Genomic DNA, 26524 nt, shown 5'->3' with positions numbered 1-26524 from the left:
AATCTCACCAAATCAACGGTCGGCGTCAGCGCGGGCGCGCGTCCCAGATTTTCTGCAGGCGCTTTACCGACATCGGCATCGGGGTCTTGAGCTCCTGCGCGAAGAGGCCGACGCGCAGCTCTTCGAGCAGCCAGCGGAATTCGTCGAGGCCCGGGTCGTCGACATGGGCCTTGCGCTTGGCCAGGCGCTCGCGCTCGAAAGGCTGGGCGAGGCCGCGCCAGTCGGCGAGAAGCAGGGCGTCGCGCGCGGGGTTGGTGCGCAGCTTGTCGAGGCGCACACCCGCAGCTTTAAGGTAGCGCGTGAAGTGAGCAAGACGCTCCCACGGATAGGCGACGAGAAAATCCTTGGGCATCAGCTCGCGCACCTGGGCCTGGATGTCGGTGGCGACCTCGGGGAAACCCTTCATGCCGGTGAGGCGTTTGTGCAGCGAGGCGTGCTCGGCGATGAGGCCGACCGCGAGGCGCATGAATTCCTGCGCGATCAGGGTGATGCGCGGCTTGGCTTCGGTGCAGCGCCGCTCGAAGCTTGCGGCATCGGCGGGGAGTGGGTCGAGCAGGCAGGTGCGCGCGAGGGTCGCGGCGACGAGCTGCACCTTGAGCTCGGCTTCGGTGCCGAAGGGGATGAAGGCGAGCGCGAGCTCGCGCAGGCCGGGGAGCTTCTCGATTGCGCGGACCTGGTCCTTGAGCGTGAGCGCGAAGAGACGGGCGAGGCCCTTGCGATGGACCTTCGCCGCTTCCTCTGGGGTGTCGAAGGGGCGCAGAGAGACGCTGTCGCCGTCGTCGTGGAGCGCGGGGAAGCCGATGACTTCGCGGCCGGCGACCTTCACTTCGAGGAGCTCAGGCAGTGCGCCGAAAGTCCAGGCAGTGATGCCGGACAGCTGGGCGGCAGAAGTTTCCGCGGCAGGCTTCGCCGGAGCGCCCTGCCCCACATGCCCTCTCGCTGGCGCGGCTGAAGGCGCTGCCGCTTTCGGCGCCTGGACTTCCGGGATTGCGATACGCGCGCCGCGGAAGCGTTCGGCGACCTGGTCGCGCAGCCGCGTGCGCAGTTCGGCGAGGTTGCGCGACTGGCCCAGCACGCGACCGTGCTCGTCGATGACGCGAAAGTTCATGAAGCAGTGCGGATTGAGGTTTTCCGCACGGAAGGATTCCATCGGCAGCTTGAGCGACACGCGCTCTTCGACGAAGCGTTGCAGTGCGCGCAGGAGCGCTTCGTCGGTGTCCAATTCGCCGGCGTCGAAGTGCTCCATGAAGGCCGCGGCGCTTTCGGAGATGGGCTGCAGGCGATGGCGGTGCTTCTGCGGCACGGTGCGCAGCAGTGCTGCGACCTTCTCTTCCAGCAGGCCGGGCACAAGCCATTCGCAGCGGTTTGCCGGGATCTGATTGAGCATCGCGAGCGGGACGGTAAGTGTGACGCCGTCGTCGGCGTCGCCGGGCTGGTGGAGATAGGTGAGCTTGAGCTTCTGGCCGAGGACTTCGAAGGTCGCCGGGAAGCGGTCGGTGGTGATGCCTTCGGCCTCGTGACGCATCAGTTGGTCGCGCGAGAGGTGCAGGAGCTTGGGCTCGGCCTTCTCTGCCAGCTTGCGCCAGGCCTCGAAGCTCGTGAGGTCGAGGATGTCTTCCGGCAGCTTGGCCTCGTAGAACGCGTGGATCAGCTCTTCGTCGACGAGGACGTCGGGGCGGCGGGACTTGTGTTCGAGGCGTTCGATTTCGGCGACGAGGCGGCGGTTGTGCTGCAGGAAGGGCATGCTGCGCGCCGGACCTTCGGCGATCTCGCCCTGCACGAGACCTTCGCGGATGAAGAGCTCGCGACAGAGTTTCGGGTCGGTGTCGCGATAGCCGACGCCGCGACGCGGGTACAGGACGAGGCCGTGCAGCGTGCCGCGCTCCCAGGCGCGCACGGAGCCGGAGGCCTTGGACCAGTGGGGCTCATAAACCTGGCGTTTGAGGAGGTGGGAGCCGACTTCCTCGAGCCATTCGGGCTCGATCTTCGCGAGGCAGCGGCCGAAGAGGCGCGAGGTGTCGACGAGTTCGGCACAGACGATCCATTTGCCGGCCTTCTTCGCGAGTGCGGAGCCGGGATGCGGCCAGAACTTGATGCCGCGCGCGCCGAGGTAACTGCCGGCCTGCGGGCCGCTGGCGTCCTCGATCTTGCAGCCGACATGACCGAGCAGGCCCGCGAGGAGCGCCTTGTGGAGGCCTTCGTATTGCGCGGGTTTGTCGTTTTCCTTCCAGCCGTGCTCGGTACACAGCGTGTGCAGCTGCGTATGGACGTCGCGCCATTCGCGCAGTCGCATATAGGACAGGTGATGCTGCTTCGCCCACGCTTTCTGCTTGCTGCCGGTCTCGTGGCGCAGCACTTCCGTCCAGGCCCTCCAGAGATTCCAGTACCACAGGAACTCGGAGTGCTGATCCTGCTCGCCACCGCGGAACTTCGCGTGCGCCTGGTCGGCGGCGCCGGGGCTTTCCGGGTTGCGCTCGCGCGGATCCTGCGTCGACAGGGCGGCGGCGATGACGAGGACTTCCGAGAGGCAGCCGCGGTCGCGCGCGGCGAGGATCATGCGGCCGATCTTGGGGTCGAGCGGGAGCTTGGCGAGTTCGACGCCGGTCGGCGTGAGTTCGCGTGCATCGTCGTCAGTGACCGCACCGAGTTCGGTTAGGAGCTGGTAGCCGTCGGCGATCATGCGCGGGAGCGGCGCGTCGATGAAGGGGAAGTCCTCGACGGCACCGAGGCGCAGCGACTTCATGCGCAGGATCACGCCGGCGAGCGAGGAGCGCAGGATTTCGGGGTCGGTGTGCGCGGGGCGCTTGCCGAGATCGTCCTCGTCGTAGAGGCGGAAGCACACGCCGTCCATGACGCGGCCGCAGCGCCCCGCACGCTGCTTGGCGGCCGATTGCGCGATCTTTTCGACCTGCAGCTGCTCGACCTTGTTGCGGTGCGAGTAGCGCTTGACGCGTGCGAGGCCGGCGTCGACGACGTAGCGAATTCCGGGAACGGTGAGCGAGGTTTCGGCGACGTTGGTCGCGAGCACGACGCGGCGGCCCTTGCCGGGTGCGAACACGCGCGTCTGCTCCTGCGCGGACTGGCGCGCGTAGAGCGGCAGGATCTCGGTGCCGCCGGCGTGATGGGCCTTGCGCAGGGCTTCGGTCGCTTCGCGAATCTCGCGTTCGCCGGGCAGGAAGACCAGGGTGTCGCCGGGACCGCTGCGGTGCGCCTCGTCGACGGCGTCGACGATCGCATCGTAGAGGTCGCGGTCCTTGCGGCGATCGGCGCCGGGGCGGCGGGATTCCTGCGCCGGTTCGGCGTCGGATTCGATGGGACGGTAGCGCAGCTCGATCGGATAGAGGCGGCCGGAGACTTCGATGACCGGAGCCGGCTTGCCGTCGGGCGCGGCAAAGTGGCGGGCGAAGCGGTCGGCGTCCAGCGTCGCCGAGGTGACGATGACTTTCAGGTCGGGGCGGCGCGGCAGCAGGGTCCTGAGATAGCCGAGCAGGAAGTCGATGTTGAGGCTGCGCTCGTGGGCCTCGTCGATGATCAGCGTGTCGTAGGCGGCGAGCGTCGGGTCGCCTTGCGTCTCGGCGAGGAGGATGCCGTCGGTCATCAGCTTGATGCAGCTCGCTTCGCTGAGACGGTCGGTGAAGCGGATCTTGTAGCCGACGGCCTGGCCGAGTTCGCTCTTCAACTCCTGCGCGATGCGGGTCGCGGTGGCGCGGGCGGCGAGGCGGCGCGGCTGGGTGTGGCCGATGAGGCCGGCGGCGCCGCGGCCGAGGGCGAGGCAGATCTTGGGCAGCTGGGTGGTCTTGCCGGAACCGGTTTCGCCGCAGACGATGACGACCTGGTGGGCAGCGATCGCCGCGGCGATCTCGTCGCGCCTCTGCGTGACGGGGAGTTCGGCGGGGAAGTCGGGCTTGGGCAGGCGGGCCTGGCGTTCGGCGAGCGTCGCGCGCGAACGGGCGCGCAGCGCGTCGAGGTCGGTCTGCAGGCGCTCGCGCTTCGCGCCCTGGTTGCGGCCCAGATCGCGCGCGAGCCGGCGCAGGCGCGGCCGGTCGGCGGTGAGGCAGTCGGAAAAATCATCGCGCCCGCGCGCGCTGGCATGGCGGGGGTCGGTAGAGGTCAATCTCGAGTCGTCGGAAGGCGCCTGCATCCGGCGACGCGGGCGAACGGTTAACGAAGAAATCCCCGGCACCGGCGGCGCCGTGGGATAAGTGCGGCGATTATGCCAGAACGTCGAGCACCGGCCGCAGCGCGGGCGCCAGGCGACGGTGTCGCGCCGGGCGCGGATCAGGTGCTCAGCGCAGGCCGACGATCATGCTCATCGCGAGCGCGAGTACGACCAGCAGGGCGCCCCAGGCGATCACGCCCGCTGTGAGCACGAAGGAGCCCATCAGACGCGACTTGCTCCGGTCATCGAGCTTGAACAGCGGGTAGACGCCGTGATAGATCAGCGCCGCCGAGGCGACCCACGCGAGCGCGACGACGACCCCGGCCGCCCACGCGGAGGGGATGAACAGCGCCAGCGCGGAGAGCCACAACGGGGTCGGCGCGACCGCGGCGAGAATGAAGGACTCGGAGTACGGCGGCGTGGCATCGACGACATCGCCCATCTGCTGGATGATGGAAGCCATCAGCGCGACCATCGCCAGTTCCGCGACATAGAACGCGACGGCCGCGGCGAGCGCCTCGCCGACGCTGATCGGTGGCACCAGTTCCGGGAATACCGCTCCCGGCGTGGCGAACATCGAGTACAGGAACATCACCGGCGGAATCAGCGACATCGGCATCACGTACAGCGTGAAGATCTTCGCGACGGTCGGATGCACCTGGATCAGGTCCTGCCAGCCCTCCGAATACGAGTACAACATCTTGGGTAAGTTGTGGGTGTTCATTGCGACCTCCTTGCCTCCTCGAATGAGACAATCGTTCGACCGGCTGCGTCGGCAATCTATCCATCGACATGCGCGTCTTGCGGGACACGGCGCGGCTAGGTACCGTGCGTCCCGTTTCCCGCCGCGTGCAACCCGCCACCCGATGTCCCGACTCGAAGGTTTCCCGCCGATCGCCCTGCCGCACGCTCACACCCTGATCCTGGGCAGCATGCCGGGCGCGGCCTCGCTCGCGGCGGGGCAGTACTACGCGCATCCGCGCAACGGCTTCTGGCCGATCGTGTGCGCCGTGCTGGGCCTCGACGCGGCGCGGCCTTACGCGGAACGTGCGCGGCTCTTCGCCGAACGCGGCTATGCGCTGTGGGACGTGCTCGGCGCGTGCCGGCGCGAGGGCAGCCTGGACGCCGACATCGAGCCGGAGTCGATGGAAGTGAACGATTTCGCCGCCTTCTTCGCGGCGCATCCGGGGATCGGACGGGTATTCCTCAACGGCACGGCGGCGGCGACACTGTTCCGGCGGCACGTCGCGCCGGGGCTCGACGAGCGCATCGCTTGGCTGCGACTGCCGTCGACGAGCCCGGCGAACGCGTCCTGCCCGTATGCGACGCAGCTTGCGGCGTGGCAGGAGATTGCACGATGAGCGGCACGAACGAGCGGCGGATCGCAGTGATCGGTGCCGGACCGGCCGGGCTGATGGCGGCGGAGATGCTCGCGGAGCGCGGCTGCGCGGTCGACGTGTATGACGCGATGCCTTCGCCGGGGCGCAAGTTCCTGCTCGCGGGCATCGGCGGGCTGAACCTCACCCATTCGGAGCCGCCCGAGACCTTCGTCACGCGCTACCGCGAACGGCAGTCAGAGCTTACGCCGCTGCTGGGCCGCTTCGGTGCGGCGGAACTGCGCGCGTGGGCCCGGAAACTCGGGATCGAGACCTTCGTCGGCAGCTCGGGACGCGTGTTCCCGACCGAGATGAAGGCAGCACCGCTGCTGCGGGCGTGGCTGCACCGCCTGCGGCAGGCCGGGGTCCGCCTGCACGTGCGGCATCGCTGGCTGGGTTGGGAAGGCGGGGATGAGGATCCGACACGCAGCCTGCGCTTCGCGACACCCGAAGGCGAGTGCCGCATCGCGGCCGACGCGGTGATCCTCGCGCTGGGCGGCGGCAGCTGGGCGAAGCTCGGCTCGAACGGCGCCTGGATGCCCTGGCTCGCGCAGCGTGGCGTGGAGCTCGCCCCCCTGCGCCCGGCGAATTGCGGCTTCGACGTCGGTCACCTGGGCGGCAACGCGGCGCCCGGTTGGAGCGCGCATCTCCTCGACCGCTTCGTCGGCGCGCCGGTGAAATCGGTCGCGGCGCGCGTCACCGATGCCCATGGGGACACGTACGAACGCGCGGGCGAGTGCATGATCTCGGCGACCGGCATCGAGGGGGGGCTGATCTACGCGCTGTCGGCGCCGCTTCGCGACACGATCGAGGCAGCGGGTTCGGCGACGCTGTACCTCGATCTCGCGCCCGGGCGCAGTCTCGAGCGCCTTGCAGGGGAACTCGCACGCCCGCGCGGATCGCGTTCGATGGTAAGCCACCTGCAGAGCAAGGCGGGCATCGAGGGGGTGAAGGCGGGCCTGCTGCGCGAATGCATCGCGAAGGACGCCTTCGCGGTGCCGGAACGCCTCGCCGCCGCGATCAAGGCCCTGCCGGTCACGCTGACCGCGCCGCGCCCGCTCGACGAGGCGATCAGCAGCGCCGGCGGAGTGCTGTTTGAGGCGCTCGACGACAGGCTGATGCTGCGCGCGCTGCCCGGCGTGTTCTGCTGCGGCGAGATGCTCGACTGGGAGGCGCCGACAGGGGGCTACCTGCTCACAGCGTGTTTCGCGACGGGGCGTGCCGCGGGGCTGGGCGTGGCCGACTGGCTCAGCGAGTACGATTGCACAAGCTGAGCCGAGCACAACCAGGGCGGAGGATGTCACCGAAGCGACAGCCACCGCGGTCCTGCTCAAGCAGCCTCAATTGCTGTTCCCTGGCAGGATGAACGAACTCAAACGCATCGCCACCCAAGTCAGGACACTTGCCAAGGCGGCGGCACAGACCAGCACAATCACCAGTTCGACATCCGAGGCGAATCCCGGATCCTGCCCCCTACCGAGCGTCGCGTTGATCCACGTCCACACGCGCTCCGACCAGGAGGAATTGAGCCATATCCGAGCGAACAGGTAGGTCATACCCGCAACCAACCCTCCTCCGATAATCCGCCGCACGATTGTCATGCGACCAGCAGTGTTCCATACGCCGAGAGTTTCGTACCGGGGACGCTCCGCGGTTCGAGACTCTTCAGGATCGAGCGCAGCACAATGAAGTCCTGCTGACGATCGAGGACAACGCAGCCCTCGCTCCTGCCGATTCGCCCCTTGGGATGCAGGCGAAAATTTCCCCGCGTTACTTCGTCGCAGAAGGTCTCGTCATCGATGCGACCGTCGGCTGCATACAGGGCGAACCAGTCATCCCGCCCGGTAAAGAAATCCCGCACTGCGCCAAGCATTCCGCCCGACTGTCGATCGAAGATGTAGTACGTGCCGGGCGGCAAGGGTCCCTGGCCACGCAGGCAGGCTGACGAGCGTTTGTTGGCATGTTCCCCTAAACTGGAAAAGGCCGGGAAGGACTGAGCGCCAACACGCAACGAACTCATGGCCAGACCATTGAGATCAAAGCTGCACCTGAACATCCACCCTCCCGCTCCTGAACTGGCTGCACACGAACGATACGGCCTCGACGGAGGCCAAAACCGGATTATTCCACAGTGATATTTCGAGCAGCAAACACCCGACCCGCCAGCCCGGCCTGGGTGGTGCGACCTGTCGGCGTCAAGCTTTCAAGACGTTGAACGCCGCGTAGCCGGCCCATGCCATCAGCAGGGAACCGGCGACGTGCAGCAGCGTGTGCAGCGCGAGCCAGGCCCACTCGCCGCGCTGCGCGAGGTGCAGGCCTTCCGCGGAGAAGGTCGAGAAGGTCGTGAGGCCGCCGAGGAAGCCGGTGGTGAGGAGCAGGCGCAGGGTCGGCGACATCTCGGGCACGGCGTGGATCCACGCCAGCGCGGCGCCCATCAGCAGGCCGCCGAGCAGGTTCGCGGCGAGCGTGCCGAGCGGGACCACAAGGAAGAGCGGGTTGAGCAGCAGGCCCAGTCCCCAGCGCAGCCACGCGCCGAACGCGGCGCCGAGCCCGATCGCCGCGAATGCGGGCAGGGTCGCCAGCGGTGCGCTCATCGCCCGGCCCCCGTGCAAACGCGGGCGCTTCCGGGCGTCGGGCGCTCGCCGCGCCGGCCGATTCGGCTGAAATGCATGGGTCGTCCAGTGAATGGCAATCGGATGGAATTCTAGCCCAGCGCGGCCCGCACCCGATGCCCCAGCCGGTGCCGGAGACTCATTCGGGGCGCCGACGCGCTAAAATCGCCGACTCACGCAATTTTCGCCCTTTGAATCGAGGCTTTTCCCCGTGTCCGACACTCCGAAATCCGGTGCCGCCGCAGCGCCCGCGAGCAACTTCATCCGCAACATCATCGACGAGGACATCCGGAGCGGCAAATGGGGCGGACGGGTCGAGACCCGCTTCCCGCCCGAACCGAACGGTTACCTGCACTATGGCCACGCGAAATCGATCTGCCTGAACTTCGGCCTGGCGCAGAGCTACGCCGGGGTGTGCCACCTGCGCTTCGACGACACGAACCCGGAGAAGGAGGAGCAGGAATACGTCGACTCGATCATCGAGGCGGTGAGCTGGCTTGGTTTCGACTGGGGCAAGCACCTGTACTTCGCATCCGACTACTTCGACAAGATGTACGAGTGCGCCGAATACCTGATCAAGGCCGGCAAGGCCTACGTGGAGTCGCTGTCCGCCGAGGAGATGCGCGCCTATCGCGGCACCCTGACCGAAGCCGGGCGCGAGAGCCCCTACCGCAGCCGCAGCGTCGAGGAGAACCTCGACCTCTTCCGCCGCATGCGCGCGGGCGAGTTCGCCGACGGCGAGCATGTGCTGCGCGCGAAAGTCGACATGGCCTCGCCCAACATCAACCTGCGCGACCCGGCGATCTACCGCATCCGCAAGGCGCATCACCACCGCGCGGGCGACAAGTGGTGCATCTACCCGATGTACACCTTCGCGCACCCGATCGAGGACGCGATCGAGGGCATCACGCACTCGATCTGCACGCTGGAGTTCGAGGACCAGCGCCCCTTCTACGACTGGCTGCTGGATGCACTCGCGACGGGCGGTTTCTTCCCACGCCCGCTGCCGCAGCAGATCGAGTTCGCGCGTCTCAACCTGACCTACGTCGTATTGTCGAAGCGCAAGCTGATCCAACTCGTAGAGGAAGCCCATGTGTCGGGCTGGGACGACCCGCGGCTACCGACGCTGGTGGGCGCGCGCCGGCGCGGCTTCACTGCGGGCGGCTTCCGCCTCTTCGCCGAACGCATCGGCGTCACCAAATCGGATACCTGGATCGACTTCAGCGTGCTTGAGGAGTGCATGCGGGAGGATCTCAACGAGGCCGCCGAGCGCCGCGTCGCCGTGCTCGACCCGCTGAAACTCGTGATCACCAACTATCCGGAAGGCGTGAGCGAACAGTGTGAGGCGCCGAACCATCCGCTCAAGCCCGAACTGGGCAAGCGCGCGATGCCGTTCTCGCAGGAACTGTGGATCGAGCGCGAGGACTTCATGGAAACGCCGGTGAAGGGCTTCCACCGCCTCTACCCCGGCAACATGGCGCGCCTGCGCTATGGCTACGTCGTGAAATGCACGGGCTGCGAGAAGGACGCCGACGGCAACGTGACCGCCGTGCTGTGCGAGTACCTGCCGGACACCAAGTCGGGCACGCCGGGCGCCGACAGCGTCAAGGTGAAGGGCAACCTGCACTGGGTGTCGGTCGCGCACGGCTACGAGGCCGAGGTGCGCCTCTACGACCGCCTGTTCGCCCACCCCTACCCCGGCAACCGCCGCGAGGGCGACCCCGAGAACTTCGAGCGCAGCTTCCTCGACGACCTCAATTACGACTCCAAGCGCACGATCCGCGCGGTGCTGGAACCGGCGCTGCGCAACGCCGCCCCCGAGGAGCACTTCCAGTTCGAGCGCCACGGCTACTTCGTCGCCGACCGCGTCGATTCGCAGGCCGGTGCGCCGGCGTTCAACCGCACCGTGACGCTGAAGGACTCGTGGGCCAAGGCCAAGGGTTGAGGAACTGAGGCTCTCCGCGCGGTTGCGCGCACCGGACGAAGGGCGGATCATCGATCCCGACATGCCGTTTGGAAACCGCGCAGGAGCCTCATGAAACCCTTCGTCCGACGCAGCCTGATCGCTTTCGTCGTCCTCGCCCTGATTGCCGCAGGGATCTGGTGGTTCACCCGCCCGAAGCCCATCCCGGTGCGGCTCGTCGAGGTCGCACGCGGCACGGTCGAGGCGACACTGTCGAACACGCGCGCGGGCGAGATCGAGGCCTGCCAGCGCACGAAGCTGTCGACCATCATCGGCGGGCGCATCGACTACCTCGGCGTCAAGGAAGGCGACCGCGTGCAGGCGGGCCAGGTGCTGTTGCGGCTGTGGAGCGAGGACCAGGAAGCACGCCTCGCGGTCAATCGCGCGCAACTGGAAACCGCGCGCAAGCGCGTGCAGGAAGCCTGTTCGCAGGCCGACAACGCCGAGCGGGAGGCGGCACGCCAGGAGGAACTCTTCCACCGCAAGTTCGTCTCCACCTCGCGCGTCGAGCAGGCGCGCACCGAGGCGCGCGCACGGCGCGCCGCCTGTGACACCACACGCGCCGACACGCGCACGGCCGAGGCACAGATCACCGCGACCTCGACCGACCGCCAGCGCACGGTGCTGATCGCGCCCTTCGCCGGCACCGTCGCGAAGATCACCGGCGAACTCGGCGAATACTCGACGCCGTCGCCGCCGGGCGTGCCGACGCCGCCCGCGATCGACCTCATCGACGACAGTTGCCTGTACGTGAAGGCACCGATGGACGAGATCGACGCCCCCAAGATCCACCCCGACCAGCCGACGCGCGTGACGCTCGACGCCCTGCCCGGCAAGGTCTTCGAGGCGCGCGTGAAGCGCATCGCGCCCTACATCACGGCAGTCGAGAAGCAGGCACGCACGGTCGAGGTCGACATCGACTTCGTCCATCCCGAAGAAGCCAAAGGCCTGCTCGTCGGGTACAGCGCCGACGCCGAGATCGTGCTGGCCGTGCGCGAGAACACGCTGCGCGTGCCGACCTCGACACTGCGCGAAGGCAATCGCGTGCTGCTCTACCGCACCAATGACGGCCGCCTGGAAGAGCGCGTGATCAAGGCCGGCGTCGCGAACTGGGAATTCACCGAGGTACTGGAAGGCCTCGCCGAAGGCGACCGCATCGCCGCCTCGCTGGAGCGCGAAGGCGTGAAGGCCGGCGCCCGCGTGCGGCCGGAAGACGGAACCGGGGCCTCGCGCTGAGGGCGGCGATGGCGCAGATCGAACTCTCGGGCATCGAGCGCGTCTTCAAGCTCGGCGACAGCGAAGTCCATGCGCTGCAAGAATTGAGCGTGTCAATCGAGCGCGGAGAATACGTCGCCGTGATGGGCCCATCGGGCTCGGGCAAGTCGACCCTGCTGAACCTGCTGGGCCTGCTCGACCGCCCCAATGCCGGCACCTACCGCCTCGAAGGACGAGACGTCACGACGCTCTCCCCGGACGAACAGGCCGAGGTGCGCCGTACGCGCATCGGCTTCGTGTTCCAGAGCTTCCATCTGGTGCCGCGCCTGACGGCCGCCGAGAACATCGCGCTGCCGCTGATGCTCGCCGGCATCCCGCCCGCCGAGCGCCACACGCGGGTGGCGCAGGCGCTGAAGGACTTCGGCCTGGAAACGCGCGAAAGCCACCGCCCGGAGGAACTGTCGGGCGGCCAGCGCCAGCGCGTCGCGATCGCGCGGGCGACGATCATGCGCCCGGCGGTGATCCTCGCCGACGAGCCGACCGGCAACCTCGACCGCACGACCGGGCAGGACGTCACGCACCTGCTCGAAGAGCTCAACGCTTCGGGCGTCACACTGATCGTCGTCACGCACGACCCGGTCATGGGCGGACGCGCCCGCCGGCGGCTGATGATGGAAGACGGCCGCCTGCTGCAGGACGTCCGCGAGCCCGCGCCCGCATGACATGACGCCCGCCGACACGCTCCGCTTCGCGACCCGCGCCGCCACCGGCTATCCGCTGCGCACCGCGCTGATGGTGCTGGCAATGTCGATCGGCGTGGCGGCGGTAGTCGTGCTCACCGCGCTCGGCGACGGCGCGCGGCGCTACGTCATGAATGAATTTTCGGCGCTAGGCAGCAATCTCGTGATCGTGCTCCCCGGGCGCACTGCCACGGGCGGACTGGGGCTCGGCAACATCATCACGAGCACGCCGCGCGATCTCACGGTGCGCGACGCCGAAGCGCTGCTGCGCGCCCCACTGGTCACCCGCATGGCGCCGCTGTCGGTCGGCAATTCCGAGATCGCCTACGGCGGACGGCTGCGCGAGGCGATGGTCGTGGGCACCAACGGCGACTATGTCGACATCCGCGCCTTCCACATGGCCGAAGGCAGCTTCCTGCCGCGCGAGGATCTCGGCCGCGCCTCGGCAGTCGCCGTGCTCGGTACGAAGCTCCGCGAAGAGCTCTTCGGCAACGACCCCGCCGTCGGTCGCATGGTTCGCGTCGGCGACCGACGCCTGCGCGTGATCGGCGTGCTCGGCAAGACCGGCCAGGGTCTCGGCATGAACACCGACGAGCTGGTGTTCGTGCCGGTCGCCACCGCGCAGGCGATGTTCAACACCAACAACCTCTTCCGCATCATCGTCGAGGCGCGCAGCCGCGCAGCGATCGGGCCGGCGAAGCAGCAACTCGAAGACATCATGCGCCTGCGCCGCGAGGGCGAACTCGACGTCACGCTGATCACGCAGGACGCGGTGCTCGGCACCTTCGACCGTATCCTCGGCGCGCTGACGATGGCCGTCGCGGGCATCGCCGCGATCAGCCTCGCCGTCGCCGGCATCCTGGTGATGAACGTGATGCTGGTCGCGGTCACGCAACGCACCGCCGAGATCGGTCTGCTCAAGGCGCTAGGGGCGACCGGCCGCAACATCCGCCTCGCCTTCCTCACCGAGGCCGCGCTGCTGTCGCTCGCCGGTGCGATCACCGGCTTCGCGCTCGGCCACCTCGGCGCATGGGGCCTGCGCCTCGCCTTCCCGGTACTGCCCGCGTGGCCGCCCGACTGGGCCGTGTTCGCCGGCATCGGCACGGCGCTCATTACCGGCATCCTGTTCGGCGTAATGCCCGCCCGGCGCGCCGCCCGGCTCGACCCCGTACAGGCCCTGTCCCGCCGATGAACGTGCGCGACTTCATGCAGCTCGCGCTGCGCTCGCTGCTCGCCCACCGCCTGCGCAGCTTCCTCACGCTGCTGGGCATCGGCGTCGGCATTGCCGCAGTGATCCTGCTGACCTCCATCGGCGAGGGCCTGCACCGCTTCGTGCTCAACGAGTTCACGCAGTTCGGCACCAACATCATCGAGGTCACCCCCGGTCGCCAGGGCACGCGCGGCGGCCCGCCGGGGCTTCCGAGCACGGCTCGCCCGCTCACCCTCGACGACGCGCTGGCGCTCGAACGCCTGCCCCATATCACCGGCGTAACCCCCATCGTGTGGGGCAACTCGGACGTCGAAGGCGGCGGCCGTGTGCGCCGTACGAGCGTGTATGGCGTCGGCCCCGAGATGCAGCGCATTTTCGCGATGCAGGTGCGCATCGGCCGCTTCCTGCCGCCCGACGATCCGAACGGCGCACGCGCCTTCGTCGTGCTCGGCGCCAAGCTCAAGAACGAACTTTTCGGCAGCGCCAACGCGCTGGGGGAACGCCTGCGCATCGGCGGCGAACGCTACCGCGTGATCGGCGTAATGGCGGAAAAGGGCCAGTTCCTCGGCGTCGACCTCGACGACACCGCCTACATCCCGACCTCGCGCGCGCTGTCTCTCTACAACCGCGAAGGCCTGATGGAGATCAACGTCACCTATGAGGAAGCGGTGCCGGCCACGCTGGTCGCGGCAGGCATCCGCAAGGTGCTCGTCGCCCGCCACGGCCAGGACGACCTCACGCTGACGACGCAGGAAGACATGCTCGCGCGCCTGTCGAACATCCTCGACATCCTCACCGCCGCGGTCGGCGCGCTCGGCGGCATCTCGCTGCTGGTCGGCGCCGTCGGCATCGTCACGATCATGACGATCGCGGTCACCGAGCGCACCAACGAGATCGGGCTGCTGGTCGCCATCGGCGCGCGGCGGGCCACGATCCTGCGTCTCTTCCTCGCCGAGGCCGTCACCCTCGCAGCCATCGGCGGCGTACTCGGACTGGTCGCCGGCGCGGGCGCCGCCCAGCTCGTCGGCCTGCTCGTGCCGGCCCTGCCGGTCCATACGCCATGGCATTTCGTCGTCATCGCGGAGACGCTCGCGGTAACGATCGGGCTCGTCGCCGGCGTGCTTCCCGCGATCCGTGCGGCGCGCCTCGATGCGGTCGAAGCGCTGCGTGCCGAATAACCATTTTGCGCTGCGGAATTTCTTGAGCCAGATCAATCCCGCACGATTCGAACGGGCACGTGAAGGCGATGCTGACTAGATTAAAAGTACAAGAATTCCCGTTTTCCGCATAACCGCTTCAAGGAGTTCGTCATGACCTTCCTCGACTCGCCCATCGGCCGCTGCGAAGCGGTCCGGGAAATGGTGTTGCTGGATGAAACGCAGAAGGAGTGCGCCCACGAGCATGGCTGCCCGGACGGGCGTGACTGCCCGCTGAAAGGCTGGTTTACCGAACAATCCGGGGTCAGCGATCCCGCGAACCTGCCGGCCAAGCGCGCAACACGGCGCCGTCGCAGTTCCGCGACCTCCAAGCCCACGTCCTTGAAGCTGCGGGCGAAGGGGTCAAAACCCCTCGTCTTCGTGGAGAAAGCGCCATTGCCCGAGCGGAAGGTCGCCTAGACGGATCCGCCCGATCCGGATGCGCTTGAGGCCGACCACCTTCAGGCCGACCAGTTCGCACATGCGCCGGATCTGACGCTTGCGGCCTTCGCGCAGCACGAAGCGCAGCTGATCCTCGTTGATCCACTCGACCTTGGCGTGCCGCAGCTTGCGGCCGTCGAGTTCGAGGCCGTGGTTCAGCAGCGCGAGTCCGTGCTCGTCGAGGGAACCCTCGACGCGGACGAGGTACTCCTTGTCCACCTCCGAGTCGTCGCCGATCAGCTGGCGCGCGATGCGGCCGTCTTGGGTCAGCACGAGCAGGCCGGTCGAATCGATGTCCAGGCGTCCGGCCGGCGCGATGCCCTTGAGGTGCGAAAAGTCGAAGGGCTGCGCAGTGTCGCGGTCGAACTGGTTGCCGGCGCCGATCAGCGACACGGCAGGCTCGTAACCGGGTTCGGGCTGCCCCGACACGTAGCCGACCGGCTTGTGCAGCAGGATCGTCACGCGTTCGGACTGGCGCCGGTTCGCCTGCGGCGCGAGTGTGATCTCCGCATGCGGGTCGATGCGCGAACCGAGTTCCGACACGCACTGGCCATCCACGAGCACCCAGCCTCGTTCGATGAATTCGTCGGCCTCGCGGCGCGAGCACAGGCCGCGTTCGGACATCACCTTCGACAGGCGCACGCCTTCGGCGGCAGCCATCGTTGCCGCCTCGGCGCGGGCCGCCGGTCGTGCGGCGGCGGGGCGGTCCTCGCGACGAGCGGCGGAGCGCTCCTCACGGCGAGCGCCGGGGGCACGGTCGGCGGGAGCTGCCGGCTTGCGCGCCGGGCGCTCTCCCCCCGGCGTCGTGCGCGGCTGATCGCCTTCCTTGCGCGGACGGCGCTCGGCGCCCGCCACACCGGCCGCCTTCGGACGCTCCGGCTTGCGGCCGCGCCCGGCCTCGTCCCTGCGCTCCGGTTCCTGCGACCACTCGGCCCTGCCCCCACGCGCCTTTCCCTGCCCCTCGCCCGCAGGCGCTCCGCCATCCTTGCGCGGACGGCGCTCGGCGCCCGCCACACCGGCCGTCGTCGGACGTTCAGTCTTGCGGCCGCGCCCGGCCCCTTCCGCACGCTCCGCTTCCGGTGGCCGCCCGGCCTTGCCTCCGCGCGCCTTTCCCTGCCCCTCGACCTACAGCCGCCCGCTTTGCTGCGACCGTCTTCGCATAACCGGGCTGGAAGCGCGCACGCACGCCGGCCCGACGTGGCACCTCGGCGACGGGCGCATCGCCCTGCCGTTTCACGCCAAGCGTGCGGCGCGGCGCGTCGGCTGCATCTTCCTGTGCGGGGACATCGCCGGGCGTACCGGCTTCCTTCGAGCGCTTCATGGTGGCAATCCGGTTCGCAGGCGCGCCCACGCACAGCGCGGACGAACCCTTCAAAAAAACAATGCCCGGCATCGCCGGGCGCAACGCTTTCCAGTATATCGACTGCCTGCCGCAGCTTCCAGCGACGCGACGGCAGACATTGCGGCACGCGCCGCGGCATTTCACTAGGCGAAATCACGCCGGGCCGGCTAGAATGCGCGCAACTGCAAATCCCTTACGATCGCGTGAGCACCAACACCCCCACCGAAACCAAGAATCCGATCCAGGTCGTCGAGCGCATGATGAAGCTGCTCGACGTACTGGCGCGTCACCCGGACCCGGCCGCGCTCAAGCAGATCGCCCAGGAAACGGGACTGCACCCGTCGACGGCGCACCGCATCCTGAGTGCGATGGCACAAAGCGGTTTCGTCGAACGCGGGGAAGGGGGCACCTATCGCCTGGGGATCCGGCTCCTGGAACTGGGCAGCCTGGTCAAGTCGCGCATCTCGCTGCGCGAAACCGCAATGCCCGCGATGCTCAAGCTGCACGCCGCGACCGGGGAGAGTGTGAACCTCGGCATCCGCGACGGCGACGAGATCGTCTACGTCGAACGAACCTCCAGCGGCCGCTCCGCCGTGCGCGTCGTGCACATCGTCGGCGCGCGCGCGCCGCTCCACACGACCGCAACCGGCAAGCTCTTCCTCGTCGAGGACGGGTTGGACCGCGTACGCGAGTACGGCCGCCGCACCGGCCTGCCCGGTTCGACGCCGGCATCGATCACCGAGATCGGCGCCCTCGAAAAGGAACTCGACAAGGTCCGCCGCCACGACGTGGCCTTCGACCTGGAAGAGGTAGAGATCGGCGTGCGCTGCATCGCGGCCGGCGTGCGCGACGACAGCGGCGAACTGATCGCCGGCCTGTCGGTGTCCACCCCGTCGGAGCGCTTCAACCCCGACCGCGCCCCGCTCGTGCGCGAGGCGGCGGACGAGATTTCACGCGCCCTGGGCTACGTCAGGCGCAGCGCGCGCTGAACATCGCCCCGGCGCTGCCGGTGCGCGCACTTTCACGCGCGCCGTCACACTCTCAAATGTTTTCCTTCCCGGCGGCCGTCGCCACGCGCTGCGGGCCGGCGGCTTCGAGCCATTTCTTGATGCGCACGGCGTCCGCGGTGCGCGAGTAGCGCCCGTCCGAATCCATCAGCACGATGATCACCGGCTGCTTCATCAGCCAGGCCTGCATCACGAGACAGCGTCCGGCTTCGCGGATGTAGCCCGTCTTCTGCACGCCGATCTCCCAGTCCGGGCTGCGCACGAGCGAATTGGTGTTACCGAAGCGGTGCGTGCGCGAACCGATCTGCACATAACGCTCGGAGGTCGTCGAGAACTCGCGGATGAGCGGGTACGTCGACGCCGCGGACACCATGCGCGCGAGATCGTGCGGGCTTGACACGTTTTCCGGCGTGAGCCCGGTCGGATCGCTGAAACGGGTTTCCGTCAGGCCGATCATGCGCGCCTTGACGTTCATCGCCTCGATGAAGGCGGCCTCGCCGCCCGGATAGTGACGAGCGAGCGCAGAAGCGGCGCGATTCTCCGACGACATCAGGGCGAGATGCAGCATCTCCTCGCGCGTCAGGCGGGTGCCCAGCGCCAGACGGGAACCCGTGCCCTTGAGCATGTCGATATCACCTTCGGAGATCACGATCTCCTCGGACAGGCTCTGACCGGCATCGAGCACGACCATCGCCGTCATCAGCTTGGTGATCGAGGCAATGGGCAACACCGAATCGCTCTTCTTCTCGAGGATCACGTGGCCGGTATTCTGGTTCATGACGAGGAAGGCCGACGAACGCAGGTGCGGCAGGCCGGCGGCATCGAGCTGCAGCGGCGTATGGTCGATCGCGGCCTCGGGAATCGCGGCCTCACGGCGCAGCGAAACCTTGATGCGGCGCGCCTCGTATCGTGCAGCCACCTTGCGGCTCACGCGCTTCTTCACTGCCTGCTTCGCCGGCGCGCTGACCGAGCGCTTGGCGGACTTCTTGACGACCTTCGCCGCGGTCCCTTCGGAACCGGACCCAGCCGCCCTCGTGGCGGCCGAAGCGGGGAGACTCCAACCCGCCTGCATCATCGCGAGACTGATCATCGCGATCGCCAGATTACGGAATTTCATCTTGTGGCCTGAAACATTGGAAACAAAAATGGGGACAACACCGGACTCATTATTATTCTTATACAAATTAAACAGATATCAAGTCTTTTTGAAGTAATTCGCGAAAAATTTCTTACATCGCGTCACACGTCCGTCCAAGGTCGTAGTTTAGATGACCCTGCGTCGGGCATGGAGACCGTTACACACGGAGAAAGGCCGCAACTTCGCCGCGCCGATCCATCGTGTCCTTGTAGCCGAGCTCCATCAGCGCCTGCGTGAAGGACGGCTCGAACAGCAGGTAGGACAGCAGCGTCGAGCCGTCGCGCCGCATGGCACCGACACCGCGCAGCACGGTGCGCAGCGCGAGCGGCAGGCTGTCGCGGTTGCGTCCCGCGATGGCGTCGAGACGCTGCGACGGCGAGATCACCAGCGTTTCGATCGGCCGCAGGTAGATGCCTGCCGCCGCGCGCTGTTCCGGACTCATCGCACCCGCCGTGACGTTGATGCGCTGAAGCCGCTCGAGATCCACCGACAGGCCGTCGAGGAAGATGCTCGACAAGGCGTGGCCGGCGATCTGCGCGAGGGAGGGGTAGCCCTCCGTGCGCTGACGCCCCTCTTCAACCAGCCGCCCCGAACCAATCACGAGGATGCGGTCTGCGCCGAGGTGGATTGCAGGGCTGATCGGCGCGAGCTGGCGCATGGAGCCGTCACCGAACCATTCGCGGTTGATGCGCACCGGTGGAAACACGAAGGGAATCGCGCTCGTCGCCAGCAGATGGTCGACGCCGATCGAAGTGCGCACGCCCAGCCGCTGCATGCGGCGCCAGGCCTGCACCTCGGGCACGGCCTCGAAGAAGACCAGGCTCTCGCCCGACGAATAGCCCGACGCTGCCACGCTCACCGCGTGCAGGTGTCCCTGCTCGATGCTGCGACCGATGGCGGAAAAATCCAGCACCTCGGTGAGCAGGCGGCGCAGCGGAGAATTGTCGAGCAGCGAGCCCGGCGTCTGACGTACCGCCCAGCCCAGCGTCAGCGCGGAAGCCCAGCGCAAGCCGGTCGCGAGCAGCGCACCGGCGTCGGCGCGGTAGACCTGGTCGACGTGGAACTGCCGCCAGATACGGGCGAGCATGCGCACGCCGCGGTTGAAGTCGCTGGAAAACACCGCCAGCGCGACGGCATTGATGCCGCCCGCCGAGGTGCCGCACAGGATGGGAAACGGATTGCCCGCGCGGCGCCCGCGGATCTCGCGGATCGCCGACAGCACGCCGACCTGGTAGGCGGCGCGCGCGCCGCCTCCCGTCAGTACCAGCGCAGCCTTGCCTTCAGCCATGCAGCCTCCGGTCGCTTGCGGACACTTCCGGGGAAATCATGCCACGCGGGCACCCGGCCGGGGAAGGCCGAAGCCCGCGTTTTCACGGCAACCCGCCTCAGGACTTGCGCTGTGCCGCTTCGACCGCCGTGAGGGCGGTCATGTTGACGATGCGGCGCACGGTCGCCGAGGGCGTCAGGATATGCACCGGACGCGCCGCGCCGAGCAGGATCGGACCGACCGTCATGCCTTCGCCCGCCGCAGTCTTGAGCAGGTTGAAGGCAATGTTGGCAGCATCCAGCGTCGGGAAGATCAGCAGGTTGGCGGCATCGCGCATGCGCGCATTGGGGAAGATGCGCAGGCGCAATTCGGCGTCGAGCGCCGCATCGCCGTGCATCTCGCCCTCGACCTCGAGTTCGGGATGACGCTCGTGCAGCAGGCGCAGCGCGGCGCGCATCTTCTCGGCGGTCGGCGAATCGGCGCTACCGAAGGACGAGTGCGACAGCAGCGCGACCTTGGGCGTCATACCGAAGCGCGACATCTCCTCGCACGCCAGCAGCGTCATCTCCACGATCTGTTCGGGCGACGGGTCGTAGTTGATGTAGGTGTCGGCGAGGAACAGCGTGCGCTCGGGCAGGTTCACGACGTTGAGCGCGTAGCAGTGCTTCACGCCCTCGCGCCGGCCGATGACCTTCTCGATGAAGTCGAGGTGCAGCCGGTGCATGCCGTAGGTGCCGCAGATCAGGCCGTCGCCGTAGCCCTGCTTGAGCAGCAGCGCGCCGATCAGCGTCGTGCGGCGGCGCACTTCCTTCTTCGCGTACTCGACCGACACGCCCTGGCGCTCCGTCAGGCCATGGTAGGAGGTCCACAGCTCCTTGAAGCGGGGATCGAAATCGGGGTTCACGAGCTCGAAATGTTCTTCGGCACGCATGCGCAGACCGAAGCGCTCGATGTTGGCACTCAAGACATCGGGGCGGCCGATCAGGATCGGGCGCGCGAGGCCTTCGTCAACGACCGTCTGCACCGCGCGCAGCACGCGCTCGGACTCGCCTTCGGCGAAGATGATGCGCTGGTTCGTGCCGCGCGCGGCAGCGAACACGGGCTTCATGATGAGGCCCGAATGCCACACGAAATTGTTGAGCTGGGTACGGTAGGCGTCCCAGTCGGTGATCGGGCGCGTCGCGACACCGGAGGCCATGCCGGCCTCCGCGACCGCCGGGGCGATCTTGACGATCAGGCGCGGGTCGAAGGGACGCGGGATGATGTATTCGGGCCCGAAGCCAGACACCTTCTCGCCGTAGGCGGCGGCGACGATGTCGCTCTGCTCGGCGCGCGCGAGCTCGGCGATCGCCTTGACGGCGGCGAGCTGCATCTCGTCGGTGATCGTGGTCGCGCCGACGTCGAGCGCGCCGCGGAAGATGAAGGGGAAGCACAGCACGTTGTTGACCTGGTTCGGGTAGTCCGAACGGCCCGTCGCGATGATCGCGTCGTCCCGCACCGACTTCACCAGTTCGGGCAGAATCTCCGGCGTCGGATTGGCGAGCGCGAGGATCATCGGCTGCGCCGCCATCTTCGCGACCATCTCCGGCTTGAGCACGCCGCCGGCCGACAGGCCGAGGAACACGTCCGCGCCCTCGATGACCTCGGCGAGCTTGCGGGCGCTGGTGGCCTTCGCGTAACGCGCCTTGATCGGGTCCATCAGGGCCGTGCGGCCCTCGTACACGACGCCTTCGAGGTCGGTGACCCAGATGTTCTCGACGGGAATGCCGAGCTTCTCGAGCAGGCCCAGGCAGGCGAGCGCCGCAGCCCCCGCGCCGGAAGTCACGAGCTTGACCTTCTTCAGGTCCTTGCCGAGCAGATGCAGGCCGTTGAGGATCGCCGCGCCGACGACGATCGCCGTGCCGTGCTGGTCGTCGTGGAAGACCGGAATCTTCATCCGCTCGCGCAGGCGCGACTCGATGTAGAAGCACTCCGGCGCCTTGATGTCCTCGAGGTTGATGCCGCCGAAGGTGGGCTCCAGCGCCGCGATCATGTCGATCAGCTTGTCGGGGTCGTTCTCGGCGATCTCCAGGTCGAACACGTCGATGCCCGCGAATTTCTTGAACAGCACGCCCTTGCCTTCCATGACCGGCTTGGCGGCGAGCGGGCCGATGTTGCCCAGGCCCAGCACGGCGGTGCCGTTGGTGACGACGCCGATCAGGTTGCTGCGCGCGGTCAGGTTCGCGGCCTCGCCAGGCTCCTCGACGATCGCGTCGCACGCGGCGGCGACGCCCGGCGAATAAGCCAGGGACAGGTCGCGCTGGTTGGAAAGTACTTTCGTGGGGGTGACCGAGATCTTGCCCGGCCGCGGATAACGGTGATAGTCGAGCGCCGCAGCGCGGATCAATTCGTCCATGTGATGTCCCGTAATTGTTGTAATCAATCTCTCGCGGTCGTCTCCGACCGTCTCCCGAACCTGCAATGATGCCGCGGATTGCAACAAGGAGACAGTCCCACCGGGGTGCGGCGGGACGGCTGGGCGCCAGGGGACGAAGAAGGTGTTTTCCGTCGAACCGTCTGGCGTGGCATAATATTAGGCTTTCGCCGACTGCGGTTTACCCTAGTAGTTTCCGCAACACCGGCACAACAAGAAGGTCGAAAGGCCCGTTCAAAACCCCGCCAGGACGCGTGGCTGCGAGCTCCAGGTGGGTTACCGCTTTTGCTTCTGCAATCTGGAGAGCTTTTCACCATGACTCAACGCTTGTCCGCCGAGGCCATCCTGGCCGGCGCGCCCGCTTACATCCGCCACGCTGGCCTGAAGAAGTGGGTCGCGGAAATCGCCGCACTGACCGAACCCGACCGGGTGTATTGGTGCGACGGATCGGTCGAGGAATACGATCGCCTGTGCGCCGAAATGGTTCAGGCGGGCATGCTGATCAAGCTCAATCCGGAAAAGCGCAAGAACTCCTACCTCGCGTGGTCCGACCCCTCGGACGTCGCGCGCGTCGAAGACCGCACCTACATCTGCTCCAAGGACAAGGACGACGCCGGCCCGACGAACAACTGGGAAGATCCGGCCACCATGCGCGAGACCCTCAACGGCCTGTTCAAGGGCTGCATGCGGGGTCGCACGCTGTACGTGGTGCCGTTCTCGATGGGCCCGCTCGGTTCGCCGATCGCCCACATCGGCGTCGAGATCTCCGACAGCCCCTACGTCGTCACCAACATGCGCACGATGACGCGCATGGGCCGCGCCGTGTATGACGTGCTCGGCACCGATGGCGAATTCGTGCCCTGCGTGCATTCCGTCGGCGCCCCGCTCGGACCGGGCGAGAAGGATTCGCGCTGGCCGTGCAACCCGGACACCAAGTACATCGTCCACTACCCCGAGACCCGTGAGATCTGGTCCTACGGCTCGGGCTACGGCGGCAACGCGCTGCTGGGCAAGAAGTGCTTCGCACTGCGCATCGCCTCGACGATGGCGCGCGACGAAGGCTGGCTCGCCGAGCACATGCTGATCCTCGGCGTCGAGTCGCCCGAAGGCGAGAAGACCTACGTCGCGGCGGCCTTCCCGTCGGCCTGCGGCAAGACCAACTTCGCCATGCTGATCCCGCCGAAATCCTTCAACGGCTGGAAGATCTCCACCGTCGGCGACGACATCGCGTGGATCAAGCCGGGCAAGGACGGCAAGTTCTACGCCATCAACCCCGAAGCCGGCTTCTTCGGCGTTGCCCCGGGCACGTCGGAAAAGACCAACTACAACGCGATGGCGACGCTGAAGGAAAACATCATCTTCACCAACGTCGCGCTGACCGACGACGGCGACGTGTGGTGGGAAGGCATGAGCAAGGAAGCGCCCGCCCACCTGATCGACTGGCAGGGCAAGGACTGGACGCCCGAACTGGCGAAGGAAACCGGCCGCAAGGCAGCACACCCGAACTCGCGCTTCACCGCGCCGGCCGAGCAGTGCCCGTCGATCGACCCGAACTGGCAGGACCCGGCCGGCGTGCCGATCTCGGCCTTCATCTTCGGCGGCCGCCGCGCGACCACCGTGCCGCTGGCCTACCAGGCGTTCAACTGGAACTTCGGCGTCTACATGGCGGCGACGCTCGGCTCGGAGACCACCGCCGCCGCCTTCGGCGCGCAGGGCGTGGTGCGCCGCGACCCGTTCGCGATGCTGCCCTTCTGCGGCTACCACATGGGCGACTACTTCAATCACTGGCTGAAAATGGGCCATGTGGTCGAGAACACGCCGAAGATCTTCTGCGTGAACTGGTTCCGCATGAACGAGAAGGGCGAGTTCATGTGGCCGGGCTTCGGCGAGAACATGCGCGTACTGAAGTGGATCGTCGACCGCGTGCGCGGCCGCATCGGCGCGCAGGAAACCTCGCTCGGCTGGATGCCCAACTTCGAGGACATCGACTGGACCGGCTCCGACGTGACCAAGGAAGAGTTCGATGCGCTGACCACGGTTGACGCCGAGGCCTGGAAGAAGGAGCTCGAGCTGCACAAGGAATGGTTCGACAAGCTCCAGGATCGCCTGCCGCGCGCGCTGACACTCAAGCGTGAGATGTTCGAACTGACCCTGTCGGTCTGAGCTTCCCGGCCGGCCACGGCCGGCTGAGCCTGCAAAAGCGCCGCGCGTCGGCGCTTTTGTTTTTTCTGTCCCCTACAATTTCACATCGATCGCCCCCGAGGACCTCGCATGCCCCCGCATCTCGCCCGCCGCACCGCCGACATCCAGCCCTTCCATGTGATGGAGCTGCTGCGACGCGCACGCGAGCTCGAGGCGCAGGGGCGCGACATCATCCACATGGAAGTCGGCGAGCCTGACTTCGCGACGCCGCAGCCGATGATAGCCGCGGCGACGCGCTTCCTTGCCGGCGGCGACGTGCATTACACGGCGGCACTCGGCCTGCCGCAGCTGCGCGAGGCGATTGCGCGCTTCTACCGCGAGCGCTTCGGCGCGGACGTCGCCCCGGAGCGCATCATCGTCACGCCGGGCGCCTCGGGCGCGCTGATGCTGGCGCTCGCCGCAACGACCGACCCCGGCGACGAGTGGCTGCTGCCCGACCCCGGCTATCCGTCGAACCGCCATCTCGTGCGCAGCTTCGAAGGCGTGCCGCGGGCGCTGCCGGTGGGCGCCGAGACACGCTACCAACCGACGCCCGACCAGGTGGCAGACGCCTGGACGGCGCGCACGCGCGGCCTGATCGTCGCCAGCCCGTCCAACCCGACCGGCACCCTGCTCGACCAGGCCGAACTCGCGGCGCTGCGGGCAGCGGTGATGGCGCGCCAGGGAACGCTGATCGTGGACGAGATCTATCAGGGCCTGACCTACGGCGTCGAAGCGAGCACCGTGCTGAAGACCATGGACGACGTGTTCGTCGTGAACAGCTTCTCCAAGTACTTCGGGATGACCGGCTGGCGCCTGGGCTGGCTGGTCGCGCCGCAGGCCTATGTGCGCGAGATCGAGAAACTCGCGCAGCATTTCTTCATCTCGCCCTCGACGCCGGCGCAGCACGCGGCGCTGGCGGCCTTCGCGCCTGCGACGATCGAGATCCTGGAGGCGCGCCGCAACGAGTTCGCGCTGCGTCGCGACACCCTGCTCCCGGCACTGCGCGAACTGGGTTTCGTCGTCGCAGCGGAGCCGCAGGGGGCGTTCTACATCTACGCCGACATCTCGCGCCTCGCCGACGACAGCGAAGCGCTCGCGCACCGGCTGATAGAGGAAGCCGGCGTGGCGGCGACGCCGGGGCTGGACTTCGGCGACAACCAGCCGGGCCGCCATCTGCGCATCGCCTACACGAACCGTTGCGAACGCCTGCTGGAAGCGGCGGAGCGCATCGCGCGCATGCGCGGCTGAGGAACAGCACCGCGCGGCGGGGCGTTCACCCCGCCGCTGCGGATCAGACGCCGGTTTCGGTCTTGGCGCGGGTTGCCGCCGCGACGAGGCGCTTCTTCATCGCGAGCACCTTGTTCGCGTAGCTCGCGTTCGGATCTCTGAGCGCACCGCCGTAGTATTGCAGCGCGCTCTGCAGGGTGCCGAAGCGCTGCATACCCTCGACGAGCACCATCGTGCCGACGCGGATGTTGAGCGTGGGATCGAACAGGGCATCCTCGCCGGCATGGCGGCCGATCTTGTCGAGATGGAAGCGCGGAATCACCTGCATCAGCCCCTGTGCGCCCATGTTGCTTTCGGCGAAGGGGTTGAAGCTCGATTCGATCGCCATCACCGCAACGATCAGCAGCGGATCGATGCCGAGCTTGCGGCCGCTGAGCTCGGCCGCCGTAAGCAGCGGTTCGAGCGTGCGCGTGGAAATCTTGTACCGCTGCGCGACGAAATCGCGCACGCCGCGCATCTCGGTCGACAGCCCTCCGACGGTCGCAACGGACTTGGGACGCGGCTTTTCGACGGGCGCTTGCGCGACCGGGGCCTGCGCAGCGTCGCCGGCTTCGGCAGCCTCTGAGACCCCGCCGCCGAGATCGGCATAGCTGACGGGATCCTTCAGCAGATAACCCGCTCCGACGAGCGCTACGAGAGCGAAGGCGGTGAGTATCAGACTGCCATGAACGAAATGCACAAAGAACGCGGCCGCGCCGTGAAGCCTGCCGCCAGGACGAGTTGCTTGATTCATCGGTACCTCCCTGCTGCGAACATGCTCCCCGACCGCGGCGCCTGCAGCACGCCCAGGCAGACTTCGCCTGTCGGTCGGAAGATCACTTCTTCAGTGGTTGTTCGGGTGCGCGATCGCAACCAGACCGCACGCCCGGCGGGGACGGGATGCGCTCTCAGGCGCTGCCCCGGGACACCCGATTCCGTTGGAAATCGCGCGCCACCCCGCTGCCAATTATTGAAAACTGCGATTGAAAACTACA

At 67.5% G+C, this 26524-nt stretch carries 21 protein-coding genes; 11 read left to right on the top strand and 10 right to left on the bottom strand.

From position 1 onward, the window contains the following. Positions 1-25 precede the first annotated feature (25 nt). Complete coding sequence (hrpA, locus tag AzCIB_RS02735) at positions 26-4114, bottom strand: ATP-dependent RNA helicase HrpA (protein ID WP_083447124.1); 4089 nt, start codon at positions 4112-4114, stop codon at positions 26-28. A gap of 172 nt (positions 4115-4286) precedes the next feature. Continuing rightward, positions 4287-4883: a Yip1 family protein gene (locus AzCIB_RS02730; RefSeq protein ID WP_050414487.1), complete on the bottom strand. Its 597-nt coding sequence runs from the start codon at positions 4881-4883 to the stop codon at positions 4287-4289. Positions 4884-5025: 142 nt separating this feature from the next. On the opposite strand from AzCIB_RS02730, the gene AzCIB_RS02725 reads away from it, so the two are divergent. Together AzCIB_RS02725 and AzCIB_RS02720 are read left to right on the top strand one after the other, a co-directional pair. Then, positions 5026-5520 (top strand): DNA-deoxyinosine glycosylase, encoded by a 495-nt coding sequence (locus tag AzCIB_RS02725; protein ID WP_050414486.1) that lies wholly within the window; start codon positions 5026-5028, stop codon positions 5518-5520. Continuing rightward, positions 5517-6809 carry a TIGR03862 family flavoprotein gene (locus tag AzCIB_RS02720; RefSeq protein WP_050414485.1) on the top strand — a complete coding sequence of 431 codons (1293 nt, stop codon included), beginning with the start codon at positions 5517-5519 and terminating at the stop codon, positions 6807-6809. The genes AzCIB_RS02725 and AzCIB_RS02720 overlap by 4 nt, the downstream gene beginning before the upstream one ends. 66 nt (positions 6810-6875) lie before the next feature. Here AzCIB_RS02720 and AzCIB_RS02715 read toward each other — a convergent pair whose 3' ends face one another. The 3 genes from AzCIB_RS02715 to crcB all read right to left on the bottom strand — a co-directional run bounded on the left by AzCIB_RS02715 (position 6876) and on the right by crcB (position 8129). Beyond that, positions 6876-7091, bottom strand: a complete 216-nt coding sequence (locus tag AzCIB_RS02715) for a hypothetical protein (RefSeq protein ID WP_157058410.1) — start codon at positions 7089-7091, stop codon at positions 6876-6878. 41 nt (positions 7092-7132) lie between these two features. Next, positions 7133-7591 carry a DUF2778 domain-containing protein gene (locus AzCIB_RS02710; RefSeq protein ID WP_050414483.1) on the bottom strand — a complete coding sequence of 153 codons (459 nt, stop codon included), beginning with the start codon at positions 7589-7591 and terminating at the stop codon, positions 7133-7135. Between the two features lie 139 nt (positions 7592-7730). Continuing rightward, positions 7731-8129, bottom strand: a complete 399-nt coding sequence (gene crcB / locus AzCIB_RS02705) for a fluoride efflux transporter CrcB (protein WP_050414482.1) — start codon at positions 8127-8129, stop codon at positions 7731-7733. 229 nt (positions 8130-8358) lie between these two features. Between crcB and AzCIB_RS02700 the strand changes: the two genes are divergently transcribed. From AzCIB_RS02700 to AzCIB_RS23605, 6 genes are all read left to right on the top strand, one after another. Beyond that, positions 8359-10092: a glutamine--tRNA ligase/YqeY domain fusion protein gene (locus tag AzCIB_RS02700; RefSeq protein WP_050414481.1), complete on the top strand. Its 1734-nt coding sequence runs from the start codon at positions 8359-8361 to the stop codon at positions 10090-10092. 90 nt (positions 10093-10182) lie between these two features. Further along, the gene (locus AzCIB_RS02695) at positions 10183-11346 is read left to right on the top strand and encodes an efflux RND transporter periplasmic adaptor subunit (RefSeq protein ID WP_050414480.1); all 1164 of its coding nucleotides are present in this window, start codon (positions 10183-10185) and stop codon (positions 11344-11346) included. A gap of 8 nt (positions 11347-11354) precedes the next feature. Next, positions 11355-12047: an ABC transporter ATP-binding protein gene (locus tag AzCIB_RS02690; protein ID WP_050414479.1), complete on the top strand. Its 693-nt coding sequence runs from the start codon at positions 11355-11357 to the stop codon at positions 12045-12047. Position 12048: 1 nt separating this feature from the next. Then, a complete protein-coding gene (locus AzCIB_RS02685; RefSeq protein WP_050414478.1) occupies positions 12049-13257 on the top strand; it encodes an ABC transporter permease in 1209 nt (402 codons plus the stop codon). Continuing rightward, positions 13254-14453, top strand: a complete 1200-nt coding sequence (locus AzCIB_RS02680) for an ABC transporter permease (protein ID WP_050414477.1) — start codon at positions 13254-13256, stop codon at positions 14451-14453. The genes AzCIB_RS02685 and AzCIB_RS02680 overlap by 4 nt, the downstream gene beginning before the upstream one ends. Positions 14454-14585: 132 nt before the next feature. Then, positions 14586-14891: a hypothetical protein gene (locus tag AzCIB_RS23605; RefSeq protein WP_083446854.1), complete on the top strand. Its 306-nt coding sequence runs from the start codon at positions 14586-14588 to the stop codon at positions 14889-14891. Here AzCIB_RS23605 and AzCIB_RS02675 read toward each other — a convergent pair. Continuing rightward, entirely contained in the window at positions 14835-15926 is a 1092-nt protein-coding gene (locus AzCIB_RS02675; protein WP_232299340.1) for a pseudouridine synthase, read from the bottom strand. The genes AzCIB_RS23605 and AzCIB_RS02675 overlap by 57 nt on opposite strands. 585 nt (positions 15927-16511) lie before the next feature. On the opposite strand from AzCIB_RS02675, the gene AzCIB_RS02670 reads away from it, so the two are divergent. Further along, positions 16512-17243, top strand: coding sequence for an IclR family transcriptional regulator (locus AzCIB_RS02670; protein WP_232299423.1), 732 nt, complete (start codon positions 16512-16514; stop codon positions 17241-17243). A 52-nt stretch (positions 17244-17295) separates the two neighbouring features. On the opposite strand, the gene pbpG is transcribed toward AzCIB_RS02670, so the two are convergent. The 3 genes from pbpG to AzCIB_RS02655 form a co-directional block, all read right to left on the bottom strand. After that, positions 17296-18378 (bottom strand): D-alanyl-D-alanine endopeptidase, encoded by a 1083-nt coding sequence (pbpG, locus tag AzCIB_RS02665; RefSeq protein WP_050414475.1) that lies wholly within the window; start codon positions 18376-18378, stop codon positions 17296-17298. Between the two features lie 178 nt (positions 18379-18556). Then, positions 18557-19687: a patatin-like phospholipase family protein gene (locus tag AzCIB_RS02660; protein WP_050414474.1), complete on the bottom strand. Its 1131-nt coding sequence runs from the start codon at positions 19685-19687 to the stop codon at positions 18557-18559. Between the two features lie 97 nt (positions 19688-19784). After that, a complete protein-coding gene (locus AzCIB_RS02655) occupies positions 19785-22061 on the bottom strand; it encodes an NADP-dependent malic enzyme (RefSeq protein WP_050414473.1) in 2277 nt (758 codons plus the stop codon). A 333-nt stretch (positions 22062-22394) separates the two neighbouring features. Here AzCIB_RS02655 and AzCIB_RS02650 point away from each other — a divergent pair, with 333 nt between their 5' ends. Both AzCIB_RS02650 and AzCIB_RS02645 read left to right on the top strand, forming a co-directional pair. Continuing rightward, positions 22395-24242 carry a phosphoenolpyruvate carboxykinase (GTP) gene (locus tag AzCIB_RS02650; protein ID WP_050414472.1) on the top strand — a complete coding sequence of 616 codons (1848 nt, stop codon included), beginning with the start codon at positions 22395-22397 and terminating at the stop codon, positions 24240-24242. 108 nt (positions 24243-24350) lie between these two features. Next, positions 24351-25511 (top strand): pyridoxal phosphate-dependent aminotransferase, encoded by a 1161-nt coding sequence (locus AzCIB_RS02645; protein WP_050414471.1) that lies wholly within the window; start codon positions 24351-24353, stop codon positions 25509-25511. 43 nt (positions 25512-25554) lie between these two features. On the opposite strand, the gene AzCIB_RS02640 is transcribed toward AzCIB_RS02645, so the two are convergent. Then, the gene (locus tag AzCIB_RS02640) at positions 25555-26283 is read right to left on the bottom strand and encodes a transglycosylase SLT domain-containing protein (RefSeq protein ID WP_050414470.1); all 729 of its coding nucleotides are present in this window, start codon (positions 26281-26283) and stop codon (positions 25555-25557) included. Positions 26284-26524: the final 241 nt, after the last annotated feature.

It is taken from the genome of Azoarcus sp. CIB, assembly GCF_001190925.1.
Taxonomy (GTDB): domain Bacteria; phylum Pseudomonadota; class Gammaproteobacteria; order Burkholderiales; family Rhodocyclaceae; genus Aromatoleum.
The sequence above is the reverse complement of the archived record's forward strand: the minus strand, read 5'-3'. Positions and strand labels throughout refer to the sequence as shown.

Coding starts and splice junctions, on each gene's coding strand:
- AzCIB_RS02645 (WP_050414471.1), top strand. CDS start 24,351: ATGCCCCCGCATCTCGCCCGCCGCACCGCCGACATCCAGCCCTTCCAT.
- AzCIB_RS02710 (WP_050414483.1), bottom strand. CDS start 7,591: ATGTTCAGGTGCAGCTTTGATCTCAATGGTCTGGCCATGAGTTCGTTG.
- AzCIB_RS02720 (WP_050414485.1), top strand. CDS start 5,517: ATGAGCGGCACGAACGAGCGGCGGATCGCAGTGATCGGTGCCGGACCG.
- AzCIB_RS02680 (WP_050414477.1), top strand. CDS start 13,254: ATGAACGTGCGCGACTTCATGCAGCTCGCGCTGCGCTCGCTGCTCGCC.
- AzCIB_RS02670 (WP_232299423.1), top strand. CDS start 16,512: ATGATGAAGCTGCTCGACGTACTGGCGCGTCACCCGGACCCGGCCGCG.
- crcB (WP_050414482.1), bottom strand. CDS start 8,129: ATGAGCGCACCGCTGGCGACCCTGCCCGCATTCGCGGCGATCGGGCTC.
- AzCIB_RS02725 (WP_050414486.1), top strand. CDS start 5,026: ATGTCCCGACTCGAAGGTTTCCCGCCGATCGCCCTGCCGCACGCTCAC.
- AzCIB_RS02640 (WP_050414470.1), bottom strand. CDS start 26,283: ATGAATCAAGCAACTCGTCCTGGCGGCAGGCTTCACGGCGCGGCCGCG.
- AzCIB_RS23605 (WP_083446854.1), top strand. CDS start 14,586: ATGACCTTCCTCGACTCGCCCATCGGCCGCTGCGAAGCGGTCCGGGAA.
- AzCIB_RS02715 (WP_157058410.1), bottom strand. CDS start 7,091: ATGACCTACCTGTTCGCTCGGATATGGCTCAATTCCTCCTGGTCGGAG.
- AzCIB_RS02690 (WP_050414479.1), top strand. CDS start 11,355: ATGGCGCAGATCGAACTCTCGGGCATCGAGCGCGTCTTCAAGCTCGGC.
- AzCIB_RS02730 (WP_050414487.1), bottom strand. CDS start 4,883: ATGAACACCCACAACTTACCCAAGATGTTGTACTCGTATTCGGAGGGC.
- AzCIB_RS02655 (WP_050414473.1), bottom strand. CDS start 22,061: ATGGACGAATTGATCCGCGCTGCGGCGCTCGACTATCACCGTTATCCG.
- AzCIB_RS02660 (WP_050414474.1), bottom strand. CDS start 19,687: ATGGCTGAAGGCAAGGCTGCGCTGGTACTGACGGGAGGCGGCGCGCGC.
- AzCIB_RS02650 (WP_050414472.1), top strand. CDS start 22,395: ATGACTCAACGCTTGTCCGCCGAGGCCATCCTGGCCGGCGCGCCCGCT.
- AzCIB_RS02685 (WP_050414478.1), top strand. CDS start 12,049: ATGACGCCCGCCGACACGCTCCGCTTCGCGACCCGCGCCGCCACCGGC.
- pbpG (WP_050414475.1), bottom strand. CDS start 18,378: ATGAAATTCCGTAATCTGGCGATCGCGATGATCAGTCTCGCGATGATG.
- AzCIB_RS02695 (WP_050414480.1), top strand. CDS start 10,183: ATGAAACCCTTCGTCCGACGCAGCCTGATCGCTTTCGTCGTCCTCGCC.